Genomic DNA, 19,229 nt, shown 5'->3' on the forward strand with positions numbered 1-19,229 from the left:
AATTTTCAGTACGCTTGGCAATACCGTGATCGGGTGCCTCGCCTGCCCGTTCTCCTCGCCGCCGTCGTGACCGTCGTGGCGGGGCTCGCCGTCCGGATGTGGTGGGACGGGCCCGTGCCCAAATACGCCGGTGACGCGCTGTACACCGTACTGATCTACGCGCTCGTCGTCCTGGTGCTGCCGCGCGTGCGGCCGTGGGTCGCCGCGGTGGGGTCGGGCGGGCTGAGCTGGGCGATCGAGTTCGCCCAGCTCGGCGAGATCCCGGCAGTCCTGCGGCCACTGCTGGGCAGCACCTTCAACCCGCCCGACCTGCTCTGGTACGCCGTCGGCGCGGCCGCCGCGTGCGCCGCGCACACCCTGTGGGCCTCCCGGCGGCGATCCCCCTGAGAGGTCAGTGGCAGCCGCCCGAGCCGCAGCACGAACCGGCCTGCGGCAGCAGCTCCCGGCCGCCGCCCAGCTCGTAGCCGGCCTCGACGACGGCCGACTCGATGACGGCCTGGTCGATCGGCGCGCTGCTGGTCACGACCATCTCCTTGGCCGCGAGGTCGACCTCGACGGCCTGAACCCCGTCGACCTTGCCGACCTCGGCCCGCACCGAGCCGACGCAGTGGCCACAGGTCATGCCCTCGACCTGGTACGCGGTGATCACCATGCCCGAACTCCTCTTCTCTCGGCTTCGCGCCTCAATATATACCCCCCAGGGGTAAATGCGCATACTTCCCCGATGTCCGGATAGGGGAGGGAAAAACGAAGGGACAGTCATGTTGAACGGCAAGACCATCGCGTTCCTGGTCGCTCCCGAAGGGGTCGAGCAGGTCGAGCTCACCGAGCCGTGGCAGGCGGTCAAGCAGGCGGGCGGCACGCCCCGGCTGGTCTCCACGTCCTCGGGACGGATCCAGGCGTTCAACCATCTGGACAAGGCCGACACCTTCGCCGTGGACGCCACGGTGGACGACGCCGACCCCGGTGACTTCGACGCCCTGCTGCTCCCCGGGGGCGTCGCCAACCCCGACTTCCTGCGCACGGTGCCGCAGGCGGTCCGGTTCGCGCACGCCTTCTTCGACGCCGGCAAGCCGGTGGCCGCCATCTGCCACGCCCCCTGGACGCTGGTCGAGGCGGACGTCGTGCGCGGGCGTACGCTCACATCCTGGCCGAGCCTGCAGACCGACCTGCGCAACGCCGGCGCGACCTGGAAGGACCAGGAGGTCGTGGTCTGCACGGACGGCCCGAACACCCTGGTCACCAGCCGCAAACCGGACGACCTCAAGGCCTTCTGCCAGGCCGCCACGGACGCCTTCTCGGCATAGGGCCAGAACCCGGCCCCGCGCCCGCCCGGACCCGGCCGCGCACTCGCCAGAACCCGGCCCCGCGCCCGCGTCGGCCTGCCCTGAGGCCGCGCCGGCCCCTTGGGCCGGCCCCTTGGTGGGCTCAGGCGCGCAGCAGCGCCTCGGCGACGCCGCGCACCGAGCTCCTGAGCCGGTCGGCGCCGCCCTCGGCCATCACGTGCCGGGCGAGGTCGGCGTCGAAGGAGGCCAGCAGGGTGTGGGCGGCGAACTCGGCGTCGAGCCCCGGCGCCGCCGCCGCGACCAGCGCCGTCACGTGGGCGTGCCACCGCAGATAGGTGGGGTCGCGGTATTTGTCGGCCGCGCAGGCCCGTTCGTGCGCGGCGAACAGCGCCAGGTTGCGCTCGGCCAGCCCGGCCAGCTCGTCCAGGAACGCGAGCAGCCGCTCCCGGGGCGGCGCCGCCGGCCCGAGCGGCGAGCCGGGCGACTCGATGGCCTCGGCCAGGGCGGCGGCGCGCTCGGCCAGCAGCTCCTGGAACAGGCCGGTCCTGCTGCCGAAGCGGCGGAACAGCGTGCCCTTGCCCACCCCCGCCGCCGCGGCCACCCGGTCGAGCGAGATGTGCTCGGCGCCGTGGGCGTCCAGGAGCTCTTCGGCGGCCCGCAGGATCGCCTCCCTGTTGCGGGTCGCGTCTGATCGCACCAAGGCTCCTCCTTGCAAGCGGACTGTCGGTCCCCATAGTATCCCGGCAACGAAGCGGACCGCCGGTCCGCATGGTCGCGGGAGGATCTCGTATGCGCGCACTGGTGGTCGGCCCGGGGGCCGTGGGGCGGCTCGCCGACGTTCCCGAGCCCGTTCCGGGGGCCGGGCAGGCACTCGTCGAGGTGCGGCGGACGTCGGTCAACTTCAGCGAGCTGCGGCACCTGGACCGCCTGCCCGAGGGCGTCGTGCTCGGCTACGACGCCGCCGGGGTGGTGCTGCGGCCCGCCGCGGACGGCACGGGCCCGGCCGAGGGCGCGCGGGTGGCGGCGTTCGGGGCGGGGGCGTGGGCGGAGCGGGCGGCGTTCGACACCGGCTCGCTCGCCGTGGTGCCCGACGGGGTCGACCTGGCGGTGGCCGCCGCCCTGCCGATGTCCGGCCTGACCGCGCTGCGCTCACTACGCGCCGCCGGCGTCTCCCTCGGCTCGCGCGTGCTCGTGACGGGGGCGTCCGGCTCGGTCGGGAGGCTGGCCGTGCGGCTCGCCAGGCTGGCCGGGGCCCACGTCGTCGCCTCGGTGAGCTCCCCCGCCCGCACCCGGACCCTCGGCCCGGACGTGCACGTCGTGACCGGCCTGGACGGCGTGGCCCCCGTGGACGTCGTGATCGAGCTGGTCGGCGGCCCGACCCTGGTGACCGCCTGGGGCCTGCTCAAGCCGGGCGGCAACCTCCAGAGCGTCGGCTGGGCCGGCGGGCAGCCGGCCGTCTTCCCGCCGGGCTCGACCTTCTCCCTCGGCCCCGCCCGCTCGATGAGCTCGTTCGGCGACGTCGACTCCCCCGGCCCCGACCTGGCCTTCCTGCTCGGCCTCGTGGCCGCGGGCGACCTGTCCGTCGAGATCGGCCGGCGCGTGCCCTGGGACCGCCTGGACGAGGCCGCCGCGGCCCAGCTCGACCGCACGGTCACGGGGAAGGTCGTGCTCGACGTCGGCCCGGCGGGACACGGTCTCTCCTGACCACATCGAAACTCATCTGTCACGCCTTGTTCCTCGGGAAGAAATGGTCTAGACCTAGACCAAACAGAGCGTCCTCCGCGCCCCCCAGGGAGACCTCATGTCACTCGAAGAGGATTCCAGGCGACTCGCCGAGCTCGGCTACAAGCAGGAGCTGGCCCGGACCTGGAGCGGCTTCTCCAACTTCGCGATCTCCTTCTCCATCATCTCGATCCTCGCCGGCTGCTTCACGACCTTCGGGCAGGCCTGGAACAACGGCGGCCCCATCGCCATCTCGTGGGGCTGGCCGCTGATCTCCGCGTTCATCCTGATCATCGGTTTCTGCATGTCGGAGCTGGTCTCGGCGTTCCCGACGGCGGGCGGCATCTACTGGTGGGCCGCCACCATGGGCAAGCCGATCCACGGCTGGTTCACCGGCTGGCTCAACCTGATCGGCCTCATCGCGGTCACCGCGTCGGTCGACTACGGCTGCGCCACGTTCCTCAACATCACGATCAGCCGCCTGACCGGCGGCGCGTGGGAGGGGACGCTCCCCCAGGCGTTCCTGCTGTTCGTGATCATCCTCATCCTGCACGCGCTCATCAACATCTTCAGCCACCGGCTCATCTCGCTGCTGCAGAACATCAGCGTGTGGTGGCACGTCGCGGGCGCGGTCGTCATCGTCGCGATCCTCGTCTTCGCGCCGTCCGAACACCAGTCGCTCGGCTTCGTGTTCGGCGGCACGATCAACAACTCCGGCTTCGGCGACGGCGACGGCGGCGTGCCCTTCTGGCTGTACGTGCTCCCGCTCGGCTTCCTGCTCACCCAGTACACGATCACCGGGTTCGACGCCTGCGCCCACGTGTCGGAGGAGACGCAGGGCGCGGCCAGGACGGCCGCCCGCGGCCTGTGGCAGTCGATCTTCTACTCGGCGATCGGCGGCTGGATCCTGCTGCTGGCGTTCCTGTTCGCCGCGACCAACGTGGACGAGATCAACAAGCAGTCCGGCTTCGTCGGCGCCATCTTCGAGACCGCGCTCTCCTCCCCGCTGGCCACCGCGATCTTCGCGATCTCCACGATCGGCCAGTTCTTCTGCGGGATGAGCTGCGTCACCTCGATGTCGCGCATGACGTACGCGTTCTCGCGCGACGGCGCGGTGCCCGGCTGGCGGCTGTGGTCGAAGGTGGACCGCAACCGCACCCCGGTCAACGCGATCCTCGCCGGCTGCCTCATCGCCGCCCTGATCACCCTGCCCGCCCTGTACGCCCCGGCCGGCTCGACGACCCCGGTCGCCTTCTACGCCGTCGTGTCGATCGCGGTCATCGGCCTCTACCTGGCGTTCCTCATCCCGATCTGGCTGCGCCTGCGCATGGGCGACGCCTTCCGTCCCGGCCCGTGGACGCTCGGCCGCAAGTACCGGGTGCTGGGCTGGATCGCCTGCGTCGAGATCGTCATCGTGTCGATCTACTTCGTCATGCCGTTCTCCCCGGCCGGCGTGCCGGGCAACAAGGACTTCACCTGGACGTCGGTCAACTACGCGCCGATCGCGGTCGGCGTCGTGCTGATCGGCATCTGGTTGTGGTGGAGCCTGTCGGCCAGGCACTGGTTCACCGGCCCGCGCCGCACGATCGACGAGGTGCCGATCTCCTGACCACCCCTTCGGGCGGGCACGGCCGATCCGGCCGTGCCCGCCTTTTCTGCTGCTTGACATCGCTTGGCTAAAGGCTTTAGCTTTAGGGCTATAAGAGTTAGCCGAGAGGGGTTGGACATGACGGAGTTCCTGGCGGTCGAGGGTGGACAGCTCGCCTACGAGGTGACCGGGGAAGGGCCGCTGATGGTGCTGGTGCACGGCATGGGCGTCGGGCGGCAGTCGTTCCGGCTCCTGGTGCCCGAGCTGGTGGCGGCGGGTTTCCGGGTGGCGACCACGGACCTGCGCGGTCACGGCGAGTCCAGCCGCGACTGGCCCTCCTACACCCGCACCGACGTCGCGGGCGACCTGCTCGCGCTGGTCCGCCACCTGGGCGGCCCGGCGGTCCTGGTGGGCCACTCGTTCGCGGGCGGGGCCGTCACGATCGCCGCCGCGCAGGCGCCCGAGCTGGTCAGTGCCGTGGTGGAGATCGGCCCGTTCACCCGGGTGCAGAAGATCGACGGCGGCGGCCTGCTGCGCAACGCCCACCATCGCAAGGGGGCCATGTTGCTGCTCGGCGCGGCGCTCCTGCGCAGCATCGGCCTGTGGAAGAAGTACCTCGACCACGCCATGCCGGGCGTCAAGCCCGCCGACCACGCGGAGCACATCGCGGCGCTCGAAGCCGACCTGCGCCGGCCCGGCCGGATGGCCGTGGTCTCCAAGATGGGCCAGGTGCCCCCCACCGACGCCGGCGCGCGGCTCCCCGACCTGACCCGCGACGTGCTGGTCGTGATGGGCACGCTCGACCCCGACTGGGCCGACCCGCGCGCCGAGGCGGAGGGCATCGTGGCCGCCATGCCCGCCGGGCGCGGCCGGATCGCCATGATCGAGGGCGCCGGCCACTACCCGCACGCCCAGTTCCCGGCTCAGGTGGCCGCCGAGGTGCTGGCGTTCGTCAAGGAGCGCGTGCATGCCTAGGGCGGCGTTGTCCCGGGACACGGTCGTCGACCTGGCGGTGTGCCTGGTGGACGAGAACGGGCCCGAGGCCCTGACGCTCTCGGCGCTGGCGGCCCGCGCCGGGGTCGCGACGCCGTCGTTGTACAAGCACGTGCGCAACCTGGCCGAACTGCGCGAGCTGCTGTCGGTGCGGGTCACCGACGAGATCACCGACGAACTGGCCCAGGCGGTGCTGGGCCGTTCCCGCGACGAGGCCGTCGGCGCGCTCATGGACGCCTGGCGCGCCTACGTCACCCGCCACCCGCACCGCTACGCGATGGTCATCCAGCAGCCGCACCCCGGCATGCGGACGTCGGGCGAGCGCCTGATGGGCATCATGCTCGCGGCGCTGCGCGGCTACGGACTGGAAGGCTCCGACGCGATCCACGCGGCCCGCTGCCTGCGCGCGGCGGCGCACGGGTTCGCGGTGCTGGAGGCGTCGGGCGGGTTCGGCCTGCCCGAGCTGCTCGACGACAGCTACGACCTGCTCAAGCACATGGTCGTGGCCGGGCTGGCCACTCCCCGCTGAGCGGTCAGGACGCCTCGAAGGCGGCGGCCACGGCGGGCCGCACGTCCTGCATGGTGATGTCGTCCAGCTCGCGCTTGAGCGAGGTCATGTCCACGTCGGGCATGCCGCAGGCCACCGCCCAGTTCCAGGGCGTGAGGTCGCCGTCGACGTTGAGCGCGAACCCGTGGCTGGTGACCCCCCGGCTCTGTCGCATGCCGATCGAGATGATCTTGCGGCCGGTCGCGGACGTCCAGACGCCGGTCAGCAGCTCCGAGCCCGGCGGGGTGTCACGCCGCTCGGCGGGCAGGCCGAGCTTGCCCAGCGCCTCGACCAGGCGCAGCTCCACCTCCCGCACGTAGTCGACGATGCCCTCGTCCTCGCCGAGCTTGACGATGAGATAGCCCACGAGCTGGCCGGGGCCGTGGTAGGTGAGCTGCCCGCCGCGCCCGGTCTCCAGCACGGGGATGCCGCGCGCGGGATCGGGCAGGTGCTCGGCGGGGGTGCGCCGGCCGACGGTGTAGACGGGCGGGTGGCTGAGCAGCCAGAGCGTGTCCGGCCGTTCGTCCCGCTGGCGCTGCCCGACGAGGTCGGTCATGCGCTCCATCGCCGTGTCGTAGTCGACCAGATCGTCCTGCAGAAGTGTCAGCGGCCTTGCCCTCATCCTTCGAGGATAAGACGCATCCCGGACACCAGCGCACGCAGCCCGAACTCGAAGTCTCCGTCGGGGTCCTCCTCAGGCCGCGCGTCGAGCGGCACGGCCGGCCCGCGCTCGTCGATCGCCGAGCCGAGGGCGAACCTGCCGACCGCGATCAGCGCCCTGACCGCCTGCTCGCCGGTGAATCCCGCCTCGGTCAGCGGCCTGATGAGCGCGGGCAGCTCGGCCAGCCGGCGCGGCGTGGGCCGGGACCCGGCGTGCACGAGGGCGCCGTCCCGGTACGACAGCAGCGCGCTGCGGATCACCCGGCCGCGGGACATGAGCCAGTTGTCCCATTCCTGACCCGGTGCGGGCACGTCGAGACGCTCCAGCGTGTCGGCGAGCATCTCCTCGGCCATCTCGTCGAGCAGTTCCTGCTTGTTCTTGAAGTGCCAGTAGAGGGCCGGCTGTTTCACGCCCAGCTCGTCGGCCAGCCTGCGGGTGGTCAGCCCGTCGATGCCCACCTCGTTGAGCAGCCGCAGGGCCGCGCGTACCGCCGTCCGCCGTTCCACGCTTGACAACTTATCAAAGATAAGGCTTTATCAGTGATAAGCACTTATCGTTGATAAGGAGATGCGAATGGACGTCGTCATCGCCGGGGCCGGCCCGGTCGGGCTGATGCTGGCCTGCGAGCTGCGCCTGCGCGGCGTGCGCACACTCGTGCTCGAACGGCTCGCCGCCCCCACCGGCCTGTCCAGGGCGCTCAACCTGCACCCCCGCTCGGTCGACACCTTCGCCATGCGGGGGCTGCTCGACCGGCTCGGCGACGCGCCCCGCCTGGACCTGCAGCACTTCGCCGGCATGCGGGTGCTCGACCTGACGGCCACCCGGACCCCGCACCCGTACGGGCTGCTGATCCCGCAGTCGCGGGTGGAGGAGATCCTGGAGGCGCGGGCGCTGGAGCTGGGCGCGGAGATCGTCCGGGGCCGGGCGGTGACCGGCCTGACGCAGGACGGGTCGGGCGTGACGGTCGAGACCGGCGACGGCACGGCGTACCGGGCGGGCTGGCTCGTCGGCTGCGACGGCGGCCGGAGCACGGTGCGCAAGCTGGCCGGGATCGCCTTCCCCGGCACCCCCGCCACCCTGGCCGCCTACGTCGGTGACGTCACGGTCGCCGGCGGCACGCCGACCGGCTGGGTCCGCACCGGCCACGGCCTGTTCCAGTGGCCGTTCGTCCGGCCCGACGGCACGACCAGGATCCTGACCGTCGACCACGGACGGGTGCACGCGGACCGGGACGCCCCCGTGACGATCGAGGAGTTCTCGGCCAGCGTGCGCCGGCACCTCGGGGACGCCGCCCCCGAGATCACCGGGGCGACCTGGCTGTCCCGCTTCTCCGACGCGGCCAGGCAGGCCGAGCGCTACCGGGCCGGCCGGGTGTTCCTGGCCGGCGACGCGGCCCACGTGCACATGCCGTTCGGCGGCCAGGGGATGAACACCGGCCTCCAGGACGCCGTCAACCTGGGCTGGAAACTCGCCCTGGCGGTGCGCGGGACGGCCCCGGCCGGGCTGCTCGACAGCTACCACGCCGAACGACATCCGGTGGCCGCCGCCGTGCTGGCGAACACCCTCCAACAGGTCGAGCTGTCCGCGCCGGACGCCGGGACGACCCGGCTGCGCGACCTGTTCGCCCAGCTCATGACCGTCCCCGAGGCCAACAGGATGCTGGCCGAGGATGTGAGCGCGGCGTCGGTGCGGTACGCGGCGGGCCAGAACCCGCTCGTCGGCGCCTTCATGCCCGAGGGCCTGCGGCTGGACGACGGCCGCGGGCTGCTCGTCACCTCCGACCCGGCCCTTCGCACCGCGGGGGCGCGCTGGGCCGATCGGGTGGACGTCGTGCCCGGCGACCGCGGGCTGCTGGTGCGGCCCGACGGTTACGTGGCCTGGGCCGAACCCTGCGCGGAGCCCGCCGAGGCGGCGCTCACGCGGTGGTTCGGCGGACCGGCGGACGCGTCAGTGGGAGTAGCCCCTCGGCTGCTCCGGGACGAGGATCCACATGGCGACGTAGACCACCCAGAGCGGGCCGGGGATGAGCGACAGCAGCAGCCAGAGGATGCGGACGAGGGTCGGGGGCAGGCCCATCTTGTCGGCGAGCCCGCCGCAGACGCCGGCCAGAATCCTGTGCTCCCTTGAGCGGTACATGCTGTTCCTCCGTGTCGTGATGACCTACCGGTAAAACGGACAGCAGTGCCGCCGCTATCCCGCTAGGGACCCTGAGAAAACCCTGTAAGGGTCAGCCACTCATGAGCCATGCCCAGATGTTCCCTGGTCAGTCCATGTCTGGGATCGACGTGGATCAACAGGAAATTCTCCAGACCCTGATGCACCCTGAGGTACTGCTCGTCCTGCGCCCACACCTGGTCGTCGAACCACACGAACGGCCGCCGCCCGGCGTACGCGGCGACGTGCGGCGTCTTGAACATCTCGCCGTGCTCGGTCCGGGTCCGGTCGGGGCCCATGGTGACGACCGGGAGCGTGGGCAGGCCGATCCTGGGAGAGATCCACTCGTTGGCGTGGTGCTCCCAGGTGGTGGCCCAGACCAGCTCGGCGCCCGTGGTCAGGGCCAGGTCGAGGAGCCGGCGGCCGTGGCGGGGGTTGAGGTGCACGGTATAGACGTCGGTGCCGATCGTGCAGCGGTAGCGCCGGAAGTCGGGCGTGGGGCGGCCCATCGGGTTGAGCACGCCGTCGACGTCGAGCAGCAGCAGGGGTTTCACCTCGCCGCTCCGGTCCGGTGCTCCTGGGGGCTGACGCCGCGTACGCGCTTGAAGGCCGTGCTGAGCGCGAACGGGCTGCCGTAGCCGACCTTCCTGGCCACCGAGCCGATCGTGGCGTCGGGCTCGCGCAGCAGGTCGGCGGCGAGCGCGAGCCGCCAGTCGGTGAGGAAGGACATCGGCGGCTCCCCGACCAGGTCGGTGAACCGCCTGGCCAGCGCCGCCCTGGAGACCCCCACCTCGGCGGCGAGGGCGGCGACCGTCCAGGGGTGGGCGGGGTTGTTGTGCAACATCCGCATCGCCCTGCCCACGATCGGGTCGCCCATCGCGCGGTACCAGGCGGGCGCCTCGTGGGTGGCGAACCACGACCGCAGCACGGCGATCAGCAGCAGGTCGAGCAGCCGGTCGAGCACCGCGGACTGGCCCGGGTCGTCCTTGACGATCTCGGCGCCGAGCAGCGAGATGACCGGCCCGCCCGGCTGCACGAGAAGCTGGGGCAGCGCGTCGAGCAGGCGCCTGCTGACCTCGCCCTCCAGCGTGTACGTGCCGGTGATCAGCACGGTGCCGCCCGCCGGGTCGTTGCCCCAGGTGCGCACGCCGAGGTCCATCGACTGGTACAGCGACTCGCCGTCGACAGTGGTGCAGCGCTGGCCGGGATGGATGACGATCTGCGGCGCGGTGCCGGGGGCGTCGGCCACCACGTACGGCTCCGGCCCCCGCAGGATGGCCACCTGCCCGGGTTCGAGGCGGGCCGGCTCGCCCTTGTCCGGCAGCACCCACGCCTCACCGGACAGCAGGGCCACCAGCGTGAGCGGGGCCTCGTCCTGGATGCGCATCGACCACGGCGGGTCGAGGATCGACCGGAGCAGGAAGGCGCTCCGCGCTCTCGGTCCGTCGAGCAATGCCGCGAGCTGATCCATGGGCTAGACGATCGCATATGGCAACGCGCTTCTCAACCATGGAGAGTCTTATGGGTATGACGGCTTACTAGATGCATGACGATTTTGGTTCTGGGCGGAACCGGCAAGACCGGCCGCCGTGTCGCTGACCGGCTCACCTCTCTCGGCCTTCCCGTGCGGATCGGCTCCCGCTCGGCCAGCCCGTCCTTCGACTGGGCGGACCGCTCCACCTGGGCCGCCGCGCTGGACGGCGTCGAGTCCGTGTACGTGTCCTACTACCCCGACCTGGCGTTGCCCGGCGCGTACGAGGACGTCCTGGAGCTCACCCGGCTCGCCGCGGACGCCGGGGTGCGGCGGCTGGTGCTGCTGTCGGGCAGGGGCGAGCCGGGCGCCGAGGCGAGCGAGCAGACCGTGCGGGAGTCCGGCCTGGACTGGACGATCGTGCGCTGCGGCTGGTTCATGCAGAACTTCAGCGAGGGCTTCCTCTTCGACCAGGTCCTCGACGGCGTGCTGGCGATCCCGGTGGCCGACGTGCCCGAGCCGTTCGTGGACGCCGACGACATCGCCGACGTGGCCGTGGCCGCCCTCACCCAGGACGGGCACGCGGGCCGCCTGTACGAGCTGACCGGCCCGAGGCTGCTGACGTTCGCCGACGCGGCGGCCGAGCTGTCGAAGGCCACGGGTCGCACGATCACCTCCATCCAGGTCACGCCGGAGGAGTACGTGGCCGGGGCGGTGGCGGCGGGCGTGCCGATCGGCGAGGCCGAGGGCCTGACCGGGCTGTTCACCGAGGTGCTCGACGGCCGCAACGCCCACGTGACGGACGGCGTCCGGGAGGCGCTGGGCCGTCCGGCCCGCGACTTCGCCGACTACGCCGCGGCCAACGCCGCGGTGTGGGCCGCACGCTGAGGGCGGGCCGGCTCTCCCCCGGCCTGCTCAACCTGCTGGGCGGGCAACTGCGCGGCCCCCGTTTCCGCTAACCTCACCCTGGTCACTCCCGTAACCGGAAGGTGTAGTCGTGATCGGCTGGCTCGAAGCGGTGGTGCTGGGGCTCGTCCAGGGGCTCACGGAGTTCCTGCCGATCTCCTCCAGCGCCCACATCCGTGTGGTCTCCGCCTTCTTCGGCTGGCAGGACCCGGGGGCGGCCTTCACGGCGGTCATCCAGCTGGGCACCGAGGCCGCGGTGCTCATCTACTTCCGCAAGGAGCTGTGGGAGATCGTCTCCACGTGGGTCCGCTCGCTGTTCGACCGGGAACTGCGTGGCCACTGGGCGGCCCGCATGGGCTGGTACGTCATCGTCGGCACGCTCCCGATCGGCGTGCTCGGCCTGGCGTTCAAGGACCAGATCGAGACCGTCTTCCGCGACCTGCGCGTGGTCGGCACGACGCTGATCGTCTTCGGCTGCATCCTGTGGTTCGCCGACCGCACCGCGCGCAACAAGCTCACCCTGGAGAAGCACCTCAGCTTCACCCACGCCATCGTCTACGGCTTCGCGCAGGCGCTGGCCCTCATCCCGGGCGTCTCCCGCTCGGGCGGCACGATCACGGCGGGCCTGCTGCTCGACTACCGCCGCGAGGACGCCGCCAAATACTCGTTCCTGCTGGCCATCCCCGCCGTGCTGGCCTCGGGGGCGTTCGAGCTGAAGGACATCGGCGAGGGGCAGGCCCCCGCGTGGGGGCCCACCATCCTGGCGACGCTGATCTCGTTCGCCGTCGGCTACGCGGCGGTGGCCTGGTTCCTGAAGTACATCAGCACCCACCGGTTCACCGCGTTCGTGATCTACCGCATCCTGCTCGGCTTCTTCGTCATCCTGGCGGTCACCCTGGGCTGGATCCCGGCCTAGGCCGACACGGCCGTCCGGTCGAGGGCGGGCGAGGGGTAGTAGGCCGCCCACGCCTCGTCGCCCATGCGCAGGACCTTCAGGCCGGTCCAGCCGAGGCCGGCGACGGGCAGGGCCCAGAACAGCACGGTCACGGGGCCGTACTCGATGGGGAAGGAGACGACGTACCCGACGAAGACGAGCAGCGGCACCCACCAGCCGACGAACCCGGCCCGCCACACGGCGACGACCAGCAGCGGCAGGCCCAGCACGGCGAAGAACATCCACGGCATCTGGAAGCCGAAGATCACGCCGGGCAGGTTCAGCATCTCGTCGAGGATCTTCTGCGCCTGCTCCGGCGGGTTGTGCCGGCCCAGCCACCACTCGACGGGGTCGATCATCAGCAGGGCCGACGTCGAGATGTAGCCGATGGCCGTCGCCGCGCCGGCGATGTGGCCCAGCACGGTGGCCTTGCGCCTGGTGAGGTGCACCAGGGCGATGGCCGCCAGGCCCATGAACATCCAGCTCCAGTGGTAGAGCGCCGACTCGGCCTGGGCCAGCGCGGGGTTGTCGCCGTAACTGACCGCCTCGCGGGAGTCGCCCCACGTGCCGGGGTCGATGACGACGGCCACGAACTGCAGGAGCGGGGCCGCGATGAGCAACGTGCCCGCCGCGACGCGGCGGAAGGTCACCTGGTTCCTGAACATGCCGGCGACGGTACGTGCCGCCGCCGCCACCCGTCGTCCGCCTGCGGGGCGACCGGAGGTCACCTCCGAGGCGGAGAAGATCAGACCGCCACCGGCGTGCGCGGGGCGGCGGGGGCCGCCTGCGCCCGGCGTCCGGGCAGGGCGAGCAGGACCAGGCCGAGCAGCGCCCACAGGGCCAGCACCCCGACCGGCGTCCACAGGGCGGCCCCGCCGAAGAACACCGTGTTGCGCACCGCCTCGGCGGCCGGGCCCACGGGCAGGACGCGGCCGACGGCGGCGTACCACTCGGGGATGTAGCGGGCGCCGAGCGGTCCGCCGCTCGCCGGGAGCCCGATCGGGACGAACAGCAGCGCCGCCACCCCGACCCCCGGCGTGCCGATGACCTTGACCAGCCCGGCGACCACCAGGCCGACCGCCAGCGCGATGCCCGACGAGACCGCCACCAGCGGGCCGAAGCGGCCCGGCAGCGCGCCGAACACCACGTCGGCCAGCCACGCGACGGCCGTGCCCGCCACCAGCGAGCCCGCGGCCAGGACGCCGACCCGTGCCGCCGCGCCCAGACCCGGCGCGACCCGGGCGAGCAGCACGGCCAGCGCGATCCCCGGCAGCAGCACGCTGAGCACGTAGAACATGCCGGAGATGCCGCCGGCGTCACCGGGCGGCAGCGGGACGGCGTCCTCGACCTTCAGGGTGCGGCCCTGTGCCTGCGCGGCCCCCTGGAAAGCCGCGGTGATCACCGTCGCGCCGGTGCGGCCGCCCGCGCTCGCCACCACCAGCCTGCCCTCCCCCGGGACGAGCACGGCGTCCACCTCCCGGTCCAGCAGCGCGGCCCGCGCGGCTTCGGCCGTCCCGTACGGGCTCAGCGTGAACGCCCCCGCCCGCCGCCCGTCGATGCCGCTCTGGAGCTGACGCACCTGCTCGGCGGGCGCGACGACGGCGACCGGCACGCCGTGCGGTTCCGGCGCGTGGAAGGCCCCGAGGAACGACCCGGCGAACAACATCCCCAGCAGCGCGACCCCGACCACGAGGCCAATGATCCTGCGCATTTTTCACCACCTGATGAGTTCATCGATGTTGAATTCGAGGGTAGATGAATTCCACGTGGTTGAATAGCCCTATGGCCGAGGAACGCGGAAGACGACCGGGAAACCCGCAGACCAGGCAGGAGATCCTGGAGGCGGCGATGGAGTCCTTCGCCGCCCACGGCTACGGCGGCACCACGATCAGGGCCGTGGCGCGGGCCGCAGGCGTCGATCCGGCGCTGGTGATGCACTTCTTCGGCAACAAGGACGGCCTGTTCGAGGCCGCGATCAAGGCCAGCATGCCGGTCGCGCTGATGGTCGGCGCCCTCGACGGCGACGCGTCGGGCATCGGCGAGCGGCTGGTGACCCGCTACCTGGAGTTGTGGGAGGACCCGCGGCACGGCCCCCGGCTCTCGGCCGTGCTGCACGCGGCCGCCGCCACCCCGGCGACGGCCGCGCTGCTGAAGGAGCTGCTGGGCCGGGAGCTGCTCGCCCCGATCGCCCGCCGGCTGCCCGGCGCCCATCCCGAGGTCCGCGCGCTGCTGGCGGCCTCCCAGCTGCTCGGCCTGGCCATGATCCGCTACATGCTCAGGCTCGACCCGCTGGCCTCGCTGCCCGCCGGCCAGGTCGCGGCCCTGACCGCGCCCAACGTCCAGCGTTACCTGACGGGCACGCTCTCGCTCGACGAGATCGCCGCCGCCCGGGGGTAGGTCGCCAGGGTGAACAGCAGCGCCGCCACGCCGAGCCCGGTGGCCAGCACGACCACCCCTGCCCTGCCGTACGCGTCCAGGGCCACGCCGCCCGCGATGCCGGCCGCGAACAGGCCGACGTACTGGGCGGACGACAGCAGGCCGAGCCCGATCGGCACGTTGTCCGGCACCGCGGCCACCGTCCTGAACTGCTGGGCCGGCGCGATCAGCCAGCCGAGCGCGCCCCACAGGAACGCCCAGACCAGCGCGATCGGCAGGGCCAGGTTCGCGACGGGGATCAGGGCCAGGAAGACCGTGGAGGCGGCCAGGCCGATCAGCACCATCCTGCGCGGCCCGTAGGCGTCGGTGAGACGCCCGCCGAGCTGGTTGCCCACGATGCCGCCGAGCCCCCACGCCCACAACACGGCCGGCAGCGGCAGGTCGAACAGCGACCCGATGTAGGTGTAGGCGGTGAACCCGGCGCCGAACATCAGCAGCTGGGTGACCAGCACCACCAGCACCCGCCGGTCGGCCAGCGGCGCGAACCGCTCGCCGAGCCGTCCCGACACGGCGACCCTGACGTCGGGCACGAGCGCCGCCACCCCGGCGAAGCCGATCACGCCCAGCCCGACGACCAGCCATATCGTCGCCCGCCAGCCCGAGACCGAGCCCAGCCAGGTGCCCAGCGGCACGCCGACGGCCGAGGAGACGCTCAGCCCGCCCATCACCAGCGCCAGCGCCCGCCCGCGCCGGTCGGGCGAGGTCAGCACGTTGGCCACGCCCGAGGCGGTCGGGGTGAACATCGCCGCGCCGGCCGCGGCCACCACCCGCGTGGCCATGACCAGCGGGTACGTCGGAGCCAGCGCGGTCAGCACGTTGCCCGCGACGAACACGGCCAGCGCCAGCAGCAACAGCCGCTTGCGCGACAGGCGGGCGGTGAGCGCGGCCAGCAGCGGGGACAGCACCGCGTACGCCAGGGCGAACACGGTCATGAGCTGCCCGGCGGCGGACGTGGAGATCCGAAGGTCCGCGGAGATGGGGGTGAGCAGCCCGGCGGTGACGAACATGCCAGTACCGATGGCGAAATTTCCAGCAGCAAGGGGATAGAGCCGGGAACTCATGGAACCTCCAGCCGATTAGTTGGACGAGCATCAAATTGTCATTACAGTTGGATAGTTGTCAAACAATCAGAGGGAGGTAGGGTTCCACCATGCGCCTGCTACCGCACCCCGCGAAGGAGGACATCCAGCTCACCGAGGTCCTGCGCGCGCTCGCCGACCCCGTCCGGCTGGAGATCGTGGTCCGCCTGGCCACCCTGGGCGAGATGACGTGCACCGCCGCGGGCGACCATCTCGGCGTCCACAAGTCGACGGCCTCCCACCACTACCGCTCGCTGCGCGAGGCCGGCGTGATCATCTCCAAGCAGGAGGGCCGGCTCAAGTACATCAGCCTGCGCCGTGACGACCTCGACGCGCGCTTCCCCGGCCTGCTCGACTCCGTGTTGTCCGCCTCGCATGCCCCCACCTGACCGGCTGCCGATCCACGACGCGCTCCCCGAGCTGCTGGCCACGCTGGAGCGCCACGGCACGGCGGTGCTCACCGCGCCGCCCGGCACGGGCAAGACCACGGTCGTGCCCGTGGCACTGGCCGGAACCGGGCTGCGGGTGCTGGTCGCCGAGCCCCGGCGGCTGGCCGTACGCGCGGCGGCCCGGCGCATGGGCGTCAGCTACACGATCCGCGGCGAGCGGCACACCGGGGCGAACCCCATGGTCGAGGTCGTCACCACCGGCGTGCTGCTCCAGCGGCTCCAGCGCGACCAGGAGCTCGCCGGGGTCGACGCGGTCGTGCTCGACGAGTGCCACGAACGCCATCTCGACGCCGACACCGCCCTCGCGTTCCTGCTCGACGTGCGCGAGACGCTCCGTCCCGACCTGCGGCTGCTGGCCACCTCGGCCACCGCCGACGCGGCCCCGTGGTCCCTGCTGATCGGCGGGCCCGTGGTGGCCGCCACGGGGACGGCCCATCCCGTGGAGACCGTGTGGGCGCCGCCGGAGCGTCCGGTCGCGCCGCCCCACGGCCTGCGCGTCGATCCGGCGCTGCTGTCGCACGTGGCCTCGGTCGTCCGGCGGGCGTACGCCGAGCGCGACGGCGACGTGCTGTGCTTCCTGCCCGGCGTGGGGGAGATCGCCCGGGTCGCGGGGATGCTGGGCGACCTCGACGTGCTCCAGGTGCACGGCCAGGCGCCGGCCCGCGTCCAGGACGCCGTCCTGTCGCCCGGGGCCGGCCGCCGGGTCGTGCTGGCCACGTCGGTGGCCGAGTCGAGCCTGACGGTGCCGGGCGTCCGCGTGGTGGTGGACTCCGGGCTGGCCCGCGAACCCCGTACCGACCACGCCAGGGGGCTCGGGTCGCTCACCACGGTCAGGGTCTCGAAGGCGTCCGCCGACCAGCGTGCCGGCCGCGCCGGGCGGGAGGCCCCCGGGGCCGTGTACCGCTGCTGGACGGCGGCCGAGCACGAACGCCTGGCCGACCACGCGCGGCCGGAGATCGCGCTCGCCGACCTGACCGGGTTCGCCCTCCAGGCGGCCTGCTGGGGCGACGCGGACGCGGTCGGCCTCGCCCTCCTCGACCGGCCGCCGCCCGCCGCGATGGCGGCCGCCGTCCGCACCCTTGAGGCGCTGGGCGCGCTGGAGGCCGGCCGGGTGACCGGTCGCGGGCGGCGCATGGCGCTCGCCGGCGTGCATCCCCGTCTGGCCAGGGCCCTGCTCGACCTCGGCCCGCGGGCCGCCGAGGTGGTGGCGCTGCTGTCGGAGCAACTGCCCAGGGACGCGGGCGACGACCTCGCGGAGGTCTGGCGTACGGCCCGCAGGGGCGGCACCGGCTTCGCGGCCCGCTGGCGCCAGGAGACCAGACGCCTCGCCCGCGCCTCCGGCCAGGGGCCGGACGTGCGGAAGGTGAGTGACGACGCGCTGGCCGGCATGGCGGTGGCGCTGGCGTTCCCGGAACGGGTGGCACGGCGGCGCGGCGGCGGCTATCTCATGGCGTCGGGCACGCAGGCCCAGCTCGCCGAGGGCTCCAGGCTGTCCACCGCGCCGTGGCTGGCGATCGCCGTCGCCGACCGGCCCACGGGCTCGGCCTCGGCCCGCGTGCGCCAGGCCGTGGTGATCGACGAGGAGATCGCCCGGCTGGCCCTGCCCGTGACGGTCGAGGAGGAGGTCGCCTGGCGGGTGCCGCCGGGCGAGCGGCGCGGCGACGTGTCGGCCCGCGTGGTCGAACGCCTGGGCGCGATCGAGCTGTCCGCCACGCCGCTCAAGGACGCCGACGTACGCCCCGCCATCCTGCACGGCCTGCGCACCGAAGACCTCCTGACCTGGACGAGACAGGCGAAGGAGCTGAAGGACCGCCTGACCTTCGCCCACCGCGCGATCGGCCCCCCGTGGCCCGCCACCGACGACCTGATCGCCCTGGCCGACCAGTGGCTGGAGCCGGAGCTGTCCAGGGCCCGCCGCCGGGCCGACGTCGAACGCATCGACGTGGCCGCCGCCCTGCGCCGCCTGATCCCGTGGAGCGAACGCCTGGAGAACGTGGCCCCCGAACGCGTCGAGGTGCCCAGCGGCTCGCAGATCAGGATCGACTACTCCGGCGAGCAGCCGGTGCTGGCGGTGAAGCTGCAGGAGCTGTTCGGCTGGGAGGAGACGCCGCGGATCGCCGGCGTCCCCCTGCTGGTCCACCTGCTCTCCCCGGCGGGCCGTCCGGTGGCGGTGACCGCCGACCTGGCCTCGTTCTGGCGCGAGGGCTACCGGTCCGTACGGGCCGAGATGAGGGGCCGCTACCCTAAGCACCCATGGCCGGAGGATCCGCTCACCGCGCCGCCGACCCGCCGCGTCAACCGGAGCAGACCTTGATCGACGAAGCCGTCCGCGACAACGCCGCCTGGTGCGACACGATGTGCCGGGCGCACGGTCGTCCCGGCGTCTTCGGGCCGCTCGCCTGGACCAACCCGGCCAGGACGCCCGTCCTGTACCCCGACGCCGTCACGCTCTCCCCCGACGCCGGGCCTGCCGACGTGCTCGGTCACATCGACGCGGGCTCGGGCGCCTCGGTCAAGGACAGCTTCGGCACGCTCGACCTGCCGGGCTTCGACGTGCTGTTCACCGCCCAGTGGATCGCCCGGCCCGCGCCCGGCGCGCCCCGGCGTCCCCTCCGGGCGGCCACCGGCGACCCGATCGTGTGGGAGGTGGCCGCCGACCCCAGGGCGCTGGGCGAGTGGGCGCAGGCGTGCTTCTCCGGCGGCGCGCCCGGCCTGTTCCCGCCCGCGCTGCTCGACGAGCCGCAGGTGCGGCTGGTGTACGGCCGGATCGGGGCCGACGTGGTCTGCGGCGCGGCGCTCAACGCGAGCGGCACGGCGACGGGCGTCTCGAACGTCTTCGCCGCCGGCTGCGACGAGTCCGCCGCCTGGGAGGGCACGGTGGCGATGGCGGCCGAGCTGTTCCCCGGCCGCCCGCTGGTCGGCTACGAGAGCGACCCGTCGGCCGCCCTCGCCCACGGCTTCACCACCCTCGGCCCTCTCCGCATCCTGCTCAAGCCCTGACAC

General features: G+C 72.7%; 22 protein-coding genes and 1 pseudogene. 13 read left to right on the top strand and 10 right to left on the bottom strand.

The window, feature by feature from the left end:
- Window positions 1–33 precede the first annotated feature (33 nt).
- Window positions 34–387 carry a ribosomal maturation YjgA family protein gene (locus ACNF49_RS01235; RefSeq protein ID WP_357966915.1) on the top strand — a complete coding sequence of 118 codons (354 nt, stop codon included), beginning with the start codon at window positions 34–36 and terminating at the stop codon, window positions 385–387.
- Window positions 388–391: 4 nt separating this feature from the next.
- Here the strand turns inward: ACNF49_RS01235 and ACNF49_RS01240 are convergent, their stop codons facing one another.
- The gene (locus ACNF49_RS01240) at window positions 392–652 is read right to left on the bottom strand and encodes a heavy-metal-associated domain-containing protein (protein ID WP_357994335.1); all 261 of its coding nucleotides are present in this window, start codon (window positions 650–652) and stop codon (window positions 392–394) included.
- Window positions 653–761: 109 nt separating this feature from the next.
- Between ACNF49_RS01240 and ACNF49_RS01245 the strand changes: the two genes are divergently transcribed.
- A complete protein-coding gene (locus tag ACNF49_RS01245) occupies window positions 762–1,307 on the top strand; it encodes a type 1 glutamine amidotransferase domain-containing protein (protein ID WP_357966912.1) in 546 nt (181 codons plus the stop codon).
- Window positions 1,308–1,428: 121 nt separating this feature from the next.
- Here the strand turns inward: ACNF49_RS01245 and ACNF49_RS01250 are convergent, their stop codons facing one another.
- Complete coding sequence (locus tag ACNF49_RS01250) at window positions 1,429–1,983, bottom strand: TetR/AcrR family transcriptional regulator (protein ID WP_482942550.1); 555 nt, start codon at window positions 1,981–1,983, stop codon at window positions 1,429–1,431.
- A 92-nt stretch (window positions 1,984–2,075) separates the two neighbouring features.
- Here ACNF49_RS01250 and ACNF49_RS01255 point away from each other — a divergent pair, with 92 nt between their 5' ends.
- The 4 genes from ACNF49_RS01255 (at window position 2,076) to ACNF49_RS01270 (ending at window position 6,118) form a co-directional block, all read left to right on the top strand.
- On the top strand, window positions 2,076–2,990 hold the full coding sequence (locus ACNF49_RS01255; RefSeq protein WP_482942551.1) for a zinc-binding dehydrogenase: 915 nt from the start codon (window positions 2,076–2,078) through the stop codon (window positions 2,988–2,990).
- 97 nt (window positions 2,991–3,087) lie between these two features.
- Window positions 3,088–4,617: an amino acid permease gene (locus tag ACNF49_RS01260; protein WP_357994329.1), complete on the top strand. Its 1,530-nt coding sequence runs from the start codon at window positions 3,088–3,090 to the stop codon at window positions 4,615–4,617.
- Between the two features lie 117 nt (window positions 4,618–4,734).
- Window positions 4,735–5,571, top strand: coding sequence for an alpha/beta fold hydrolase (locus tag ACNF49_RS01265; RefSeq protein ID WP_482942552.1), 837 nt, complete (start codon window positions 4,735–4,737; stop codon window positions 5,569–5,571).
- Complete coding sequence (locus ACNF49_RS01270; protein WP_357966899.1) at window positions 5,564–6,118, top strand: TetR/AcrR family transcriptional regulator; 555 nt, start codon at window positions 5,564–5,566, stop codon at window positions 6,116–6,118. The genes ACNF49_RS01265 and ACNF49_RS01270 overlap by 8 nt, the downstream gene beginning before the upstream one ends.
- Window positions 6,119–6,122: 4 nt before the next feature.
- Here ACNF49_RS01270 and lipB read toward each other — a convergent pair whose 3' ends face one another.
- Window positions 6,123–6,758: a lipoyl(octanoyl) transferase LipB gene (lipB, locus tag ACNF49_RS01275; RefSeq protein ID WP_357966897.1), complete on the bottom strand. Its 636-nt coding sequence runs from the start codon at window positions 6,756–6,758 to the stop codon at window positions 6,123–6,125.
- Window positions 6,755–7,303 carry a TetR family transcriptional regulator gene (locus ACNF49_RS01280; RefSeq protein ID WP_482942553.1) on the bottom strand — a complete coding sequence of 183 codons (549 nt, stop codon included), beginning with the start codon at window positions 7,301–7,303 and terminating at the stop codon, window positions 6,755–6,757. The genes lipB and ACNF49_RS01280 overlap by 4 nt, the downstream gene beginning before the upstream one ends.
- A 67-nt stretch (window positions 7,304–7,370) precedes the next feature.
- Between ACNF49_RS01280 and ACNF49_RS01285 the strand changes: the two are divergent.
- Window positions 7,371–8,723, top strand: a pseudogene (locus ACNF49_RS01285) (FAD-dependent monooxygenase); the annotation flags it as partial.
- A 21-nt stretch (window positions 8,724–8,744) separates the two neighbouring features.
- On the opposite strand, the gene ACNF49_RS01290 reads toward ACNF49_RS01285, so the two are convergent.
- The 3 genes from ACNF49_RS01290 to ACNF49_RS01300 form a co-directional block, all read right to left on the bottom strand.
- Window positions 8,745–8,933 (bottom strand): PspC domain-containing protein, encoded by a 189-nt coding sequence (locus ACNF49_RS01290; protein WP_357966892.1) that lies wholly within the window; start codon window positions 8,931–8,933, stop codon window positions 8,745–8,747.
- Window positions 8,934–8,995: 62 nt separating this feature from the next.
- Window positions 8,996–9,505, bottom strand: coding sequence for an HAD domain-containing protein (locus tag ACNF49_RS01295; protein WP_357966890.1), 510 nt, complete (start codon window positions 9,503–9,505; stop codon window positions 8,996–8,998).
- The gene (locus tag ACNF49_RS01300) at window positions 9,502–10,422 is read right to left on the bottom strand and encodes an AraC family transcriptional regulator (RefSeq protein WP_357966887.1); all 921 of its coding nucleotides are present in this window, start codon (window positions 10,420–10,422) and stop codon (window positions 9,502–9,504) included. Before ACNF49_RS01300 ends, ACNF49_RS01295 begins: the two co-directional genes overlap by 4 nt.
- Window positions 10,423–10,497: 75 nt before the next feature.
- Between ACNF49_RS01300 and ACNF49_RS01305 the strand changes: the two genes are divergently transcribed.
- Together ACNF49_RS01305 and ACNF49_RS01310 are read left to right on the top strand one after the other, a co-directional pair.
- Window positions 10,498–11,310, top strand: a complete 813-nt coding sequence (locus tag ACNF49_RS01305; RefSeq protein WP_357966884.1) for an NmrA family NAD(P)-binding protein — start codon at window positions 10,498–10,500, stop codon at window positions 11,308–11,310.
- A gap of 109 nt (window positions 11,311–11,419) precedes the next feature.
- The gene (locus tag ACNF49_RS01310) at window positions 11,420–12,244 is read left to right on the top strand and encodes an undecaprenyl-diphosphate phosphatase (RefSeq protein ID WP_357966881.1); all 825 of its coding nucleotides are present in this window, start codon (window positions 11,420–11,422) and stop codon (window positions 12,242–12,244) included.
- Here ACNF49_RS01310 and ACNF49_RS01315 read toward each other — a convergent pair.
- Both ACNF49_RS01315 and ACNF49_RS01320 read right to left on the bottom strand, forming a co-directional pair.
- Window positions 12,241–12,927, bottom strand: a complete 687-nt coding sequence (locus ACNF49_RS01315; protein ID WP_357966879.1) for a hypothetical protein — start codon at window positions 12,925–12,927, stop codon at window positions 12,241–12,243. The two genes, ACNF49_RS01310 and ACNF49_RS01315, sit on opposite strands and share 4 nt — an antisense overlap.
- A gap of 80 nt (window positions 12,928–13,007) precedes the next feature.
- Window positions 13,008–13,973, bottom strand: coding sequence for a hypothetical protein (locus ACNF49_RS01320; RefSeq protein WP_482942554.1), 966 nt, complete (start codon window positions 13,971–13,973; stop codon window positions 13,008–13,010).
- Between the two features lie 71 nt (window positions 13,974–14,044).
- On the opposite strand from ACNF49_RS01320, the gene ACNF49_RS01325 reads away from it, so the two are divergent.
- The gene (locus ACNF49_RS01325; RefSeq protein ID WP_357966875.1) at window positions 14,045–14,659 is read left to right on the top strand and encodes a TetR/AcrR family transcriptional regulator; all 615 of its coding nucleotides are present in this window, start codon (window positions 14,045–14,047) and stop codon (window positions 14,657–14,659) included.
- Here ACNF49_RS01325 and ACNF49_RS01330 read toward each other — a convergent pair.
- Entirely contained in the window at window positions 14,608–15,759 is a 1,152-nt protein-coding gene (locus ACNF49_RS01330) for an MFS transporter (RefSeq protein ID WP_498701798.1), read from the bottom strand. The genes ACNF49_RS01325 and ACNF49_RS01330 overlap by 52 nt on opposite strands.
- An 89-nt stretch (window positions 15,760–15,848) precedes the next feature.
- Here ACNF49_RS01330 and ACNF49_RS01335 point away from each other — a divergent pair, with 89 nt between their 5' ends.
- Genes ACNF49_RS01335 through ACNF49_RS01345 form a run of 3 tightly spaced genes read left to right on the top strand, consistent with a single transcriptional unit; the run spans window position 15,849 to window position 19,226 of the window.
- The gene (locus ACNF49_RS01335; RefSeq protein WP_357966869.1) at window positions 15,849–16,166 is read left to right on the top strand and encodes an ArsR/SmtB family transcription factor; all 318 of its coding nucleotides are present in this window, start codon (window positions 15,849–15,851) and stop codon (window positions 16,164–16,166) included.
- Window positions 16,153–18,540: an ATP-dependent helicase HrpB gene (gene hrpB, locus ACNF49_RS01340; protein WP_482942556.1), complete on the top strand. Its 2,388-nt coding sequence runs from the start codon at window positions 16,153–16,155 to the stop codon at window positions 18,538–18,540. Before ACNF49_RS01335 ends, hrpB begins: the two co-directional genes overlap by 14 nt.
- Window positions 18,537–19,226 (top strand): hypothetical protein, encoded by a 690-nt coding sequence (locus ACNF49_RS01345; RefSeq protein WP_357966864.1) that lies wholly within the window; start codon window positions 18,537–18,539, stop codon window positions 19,224–19,226. Before hrpB ends, ACNF49_RS01345 begins: the two co-directional genes overlap by 4 nt.
- Window positions 19,227–19,229: the final 3 nt, after the last annotated feature.

The sequence above is a fragment of the Actinomadura sp. ATCC 39365 genome (genome assembly GCF_054392275.1).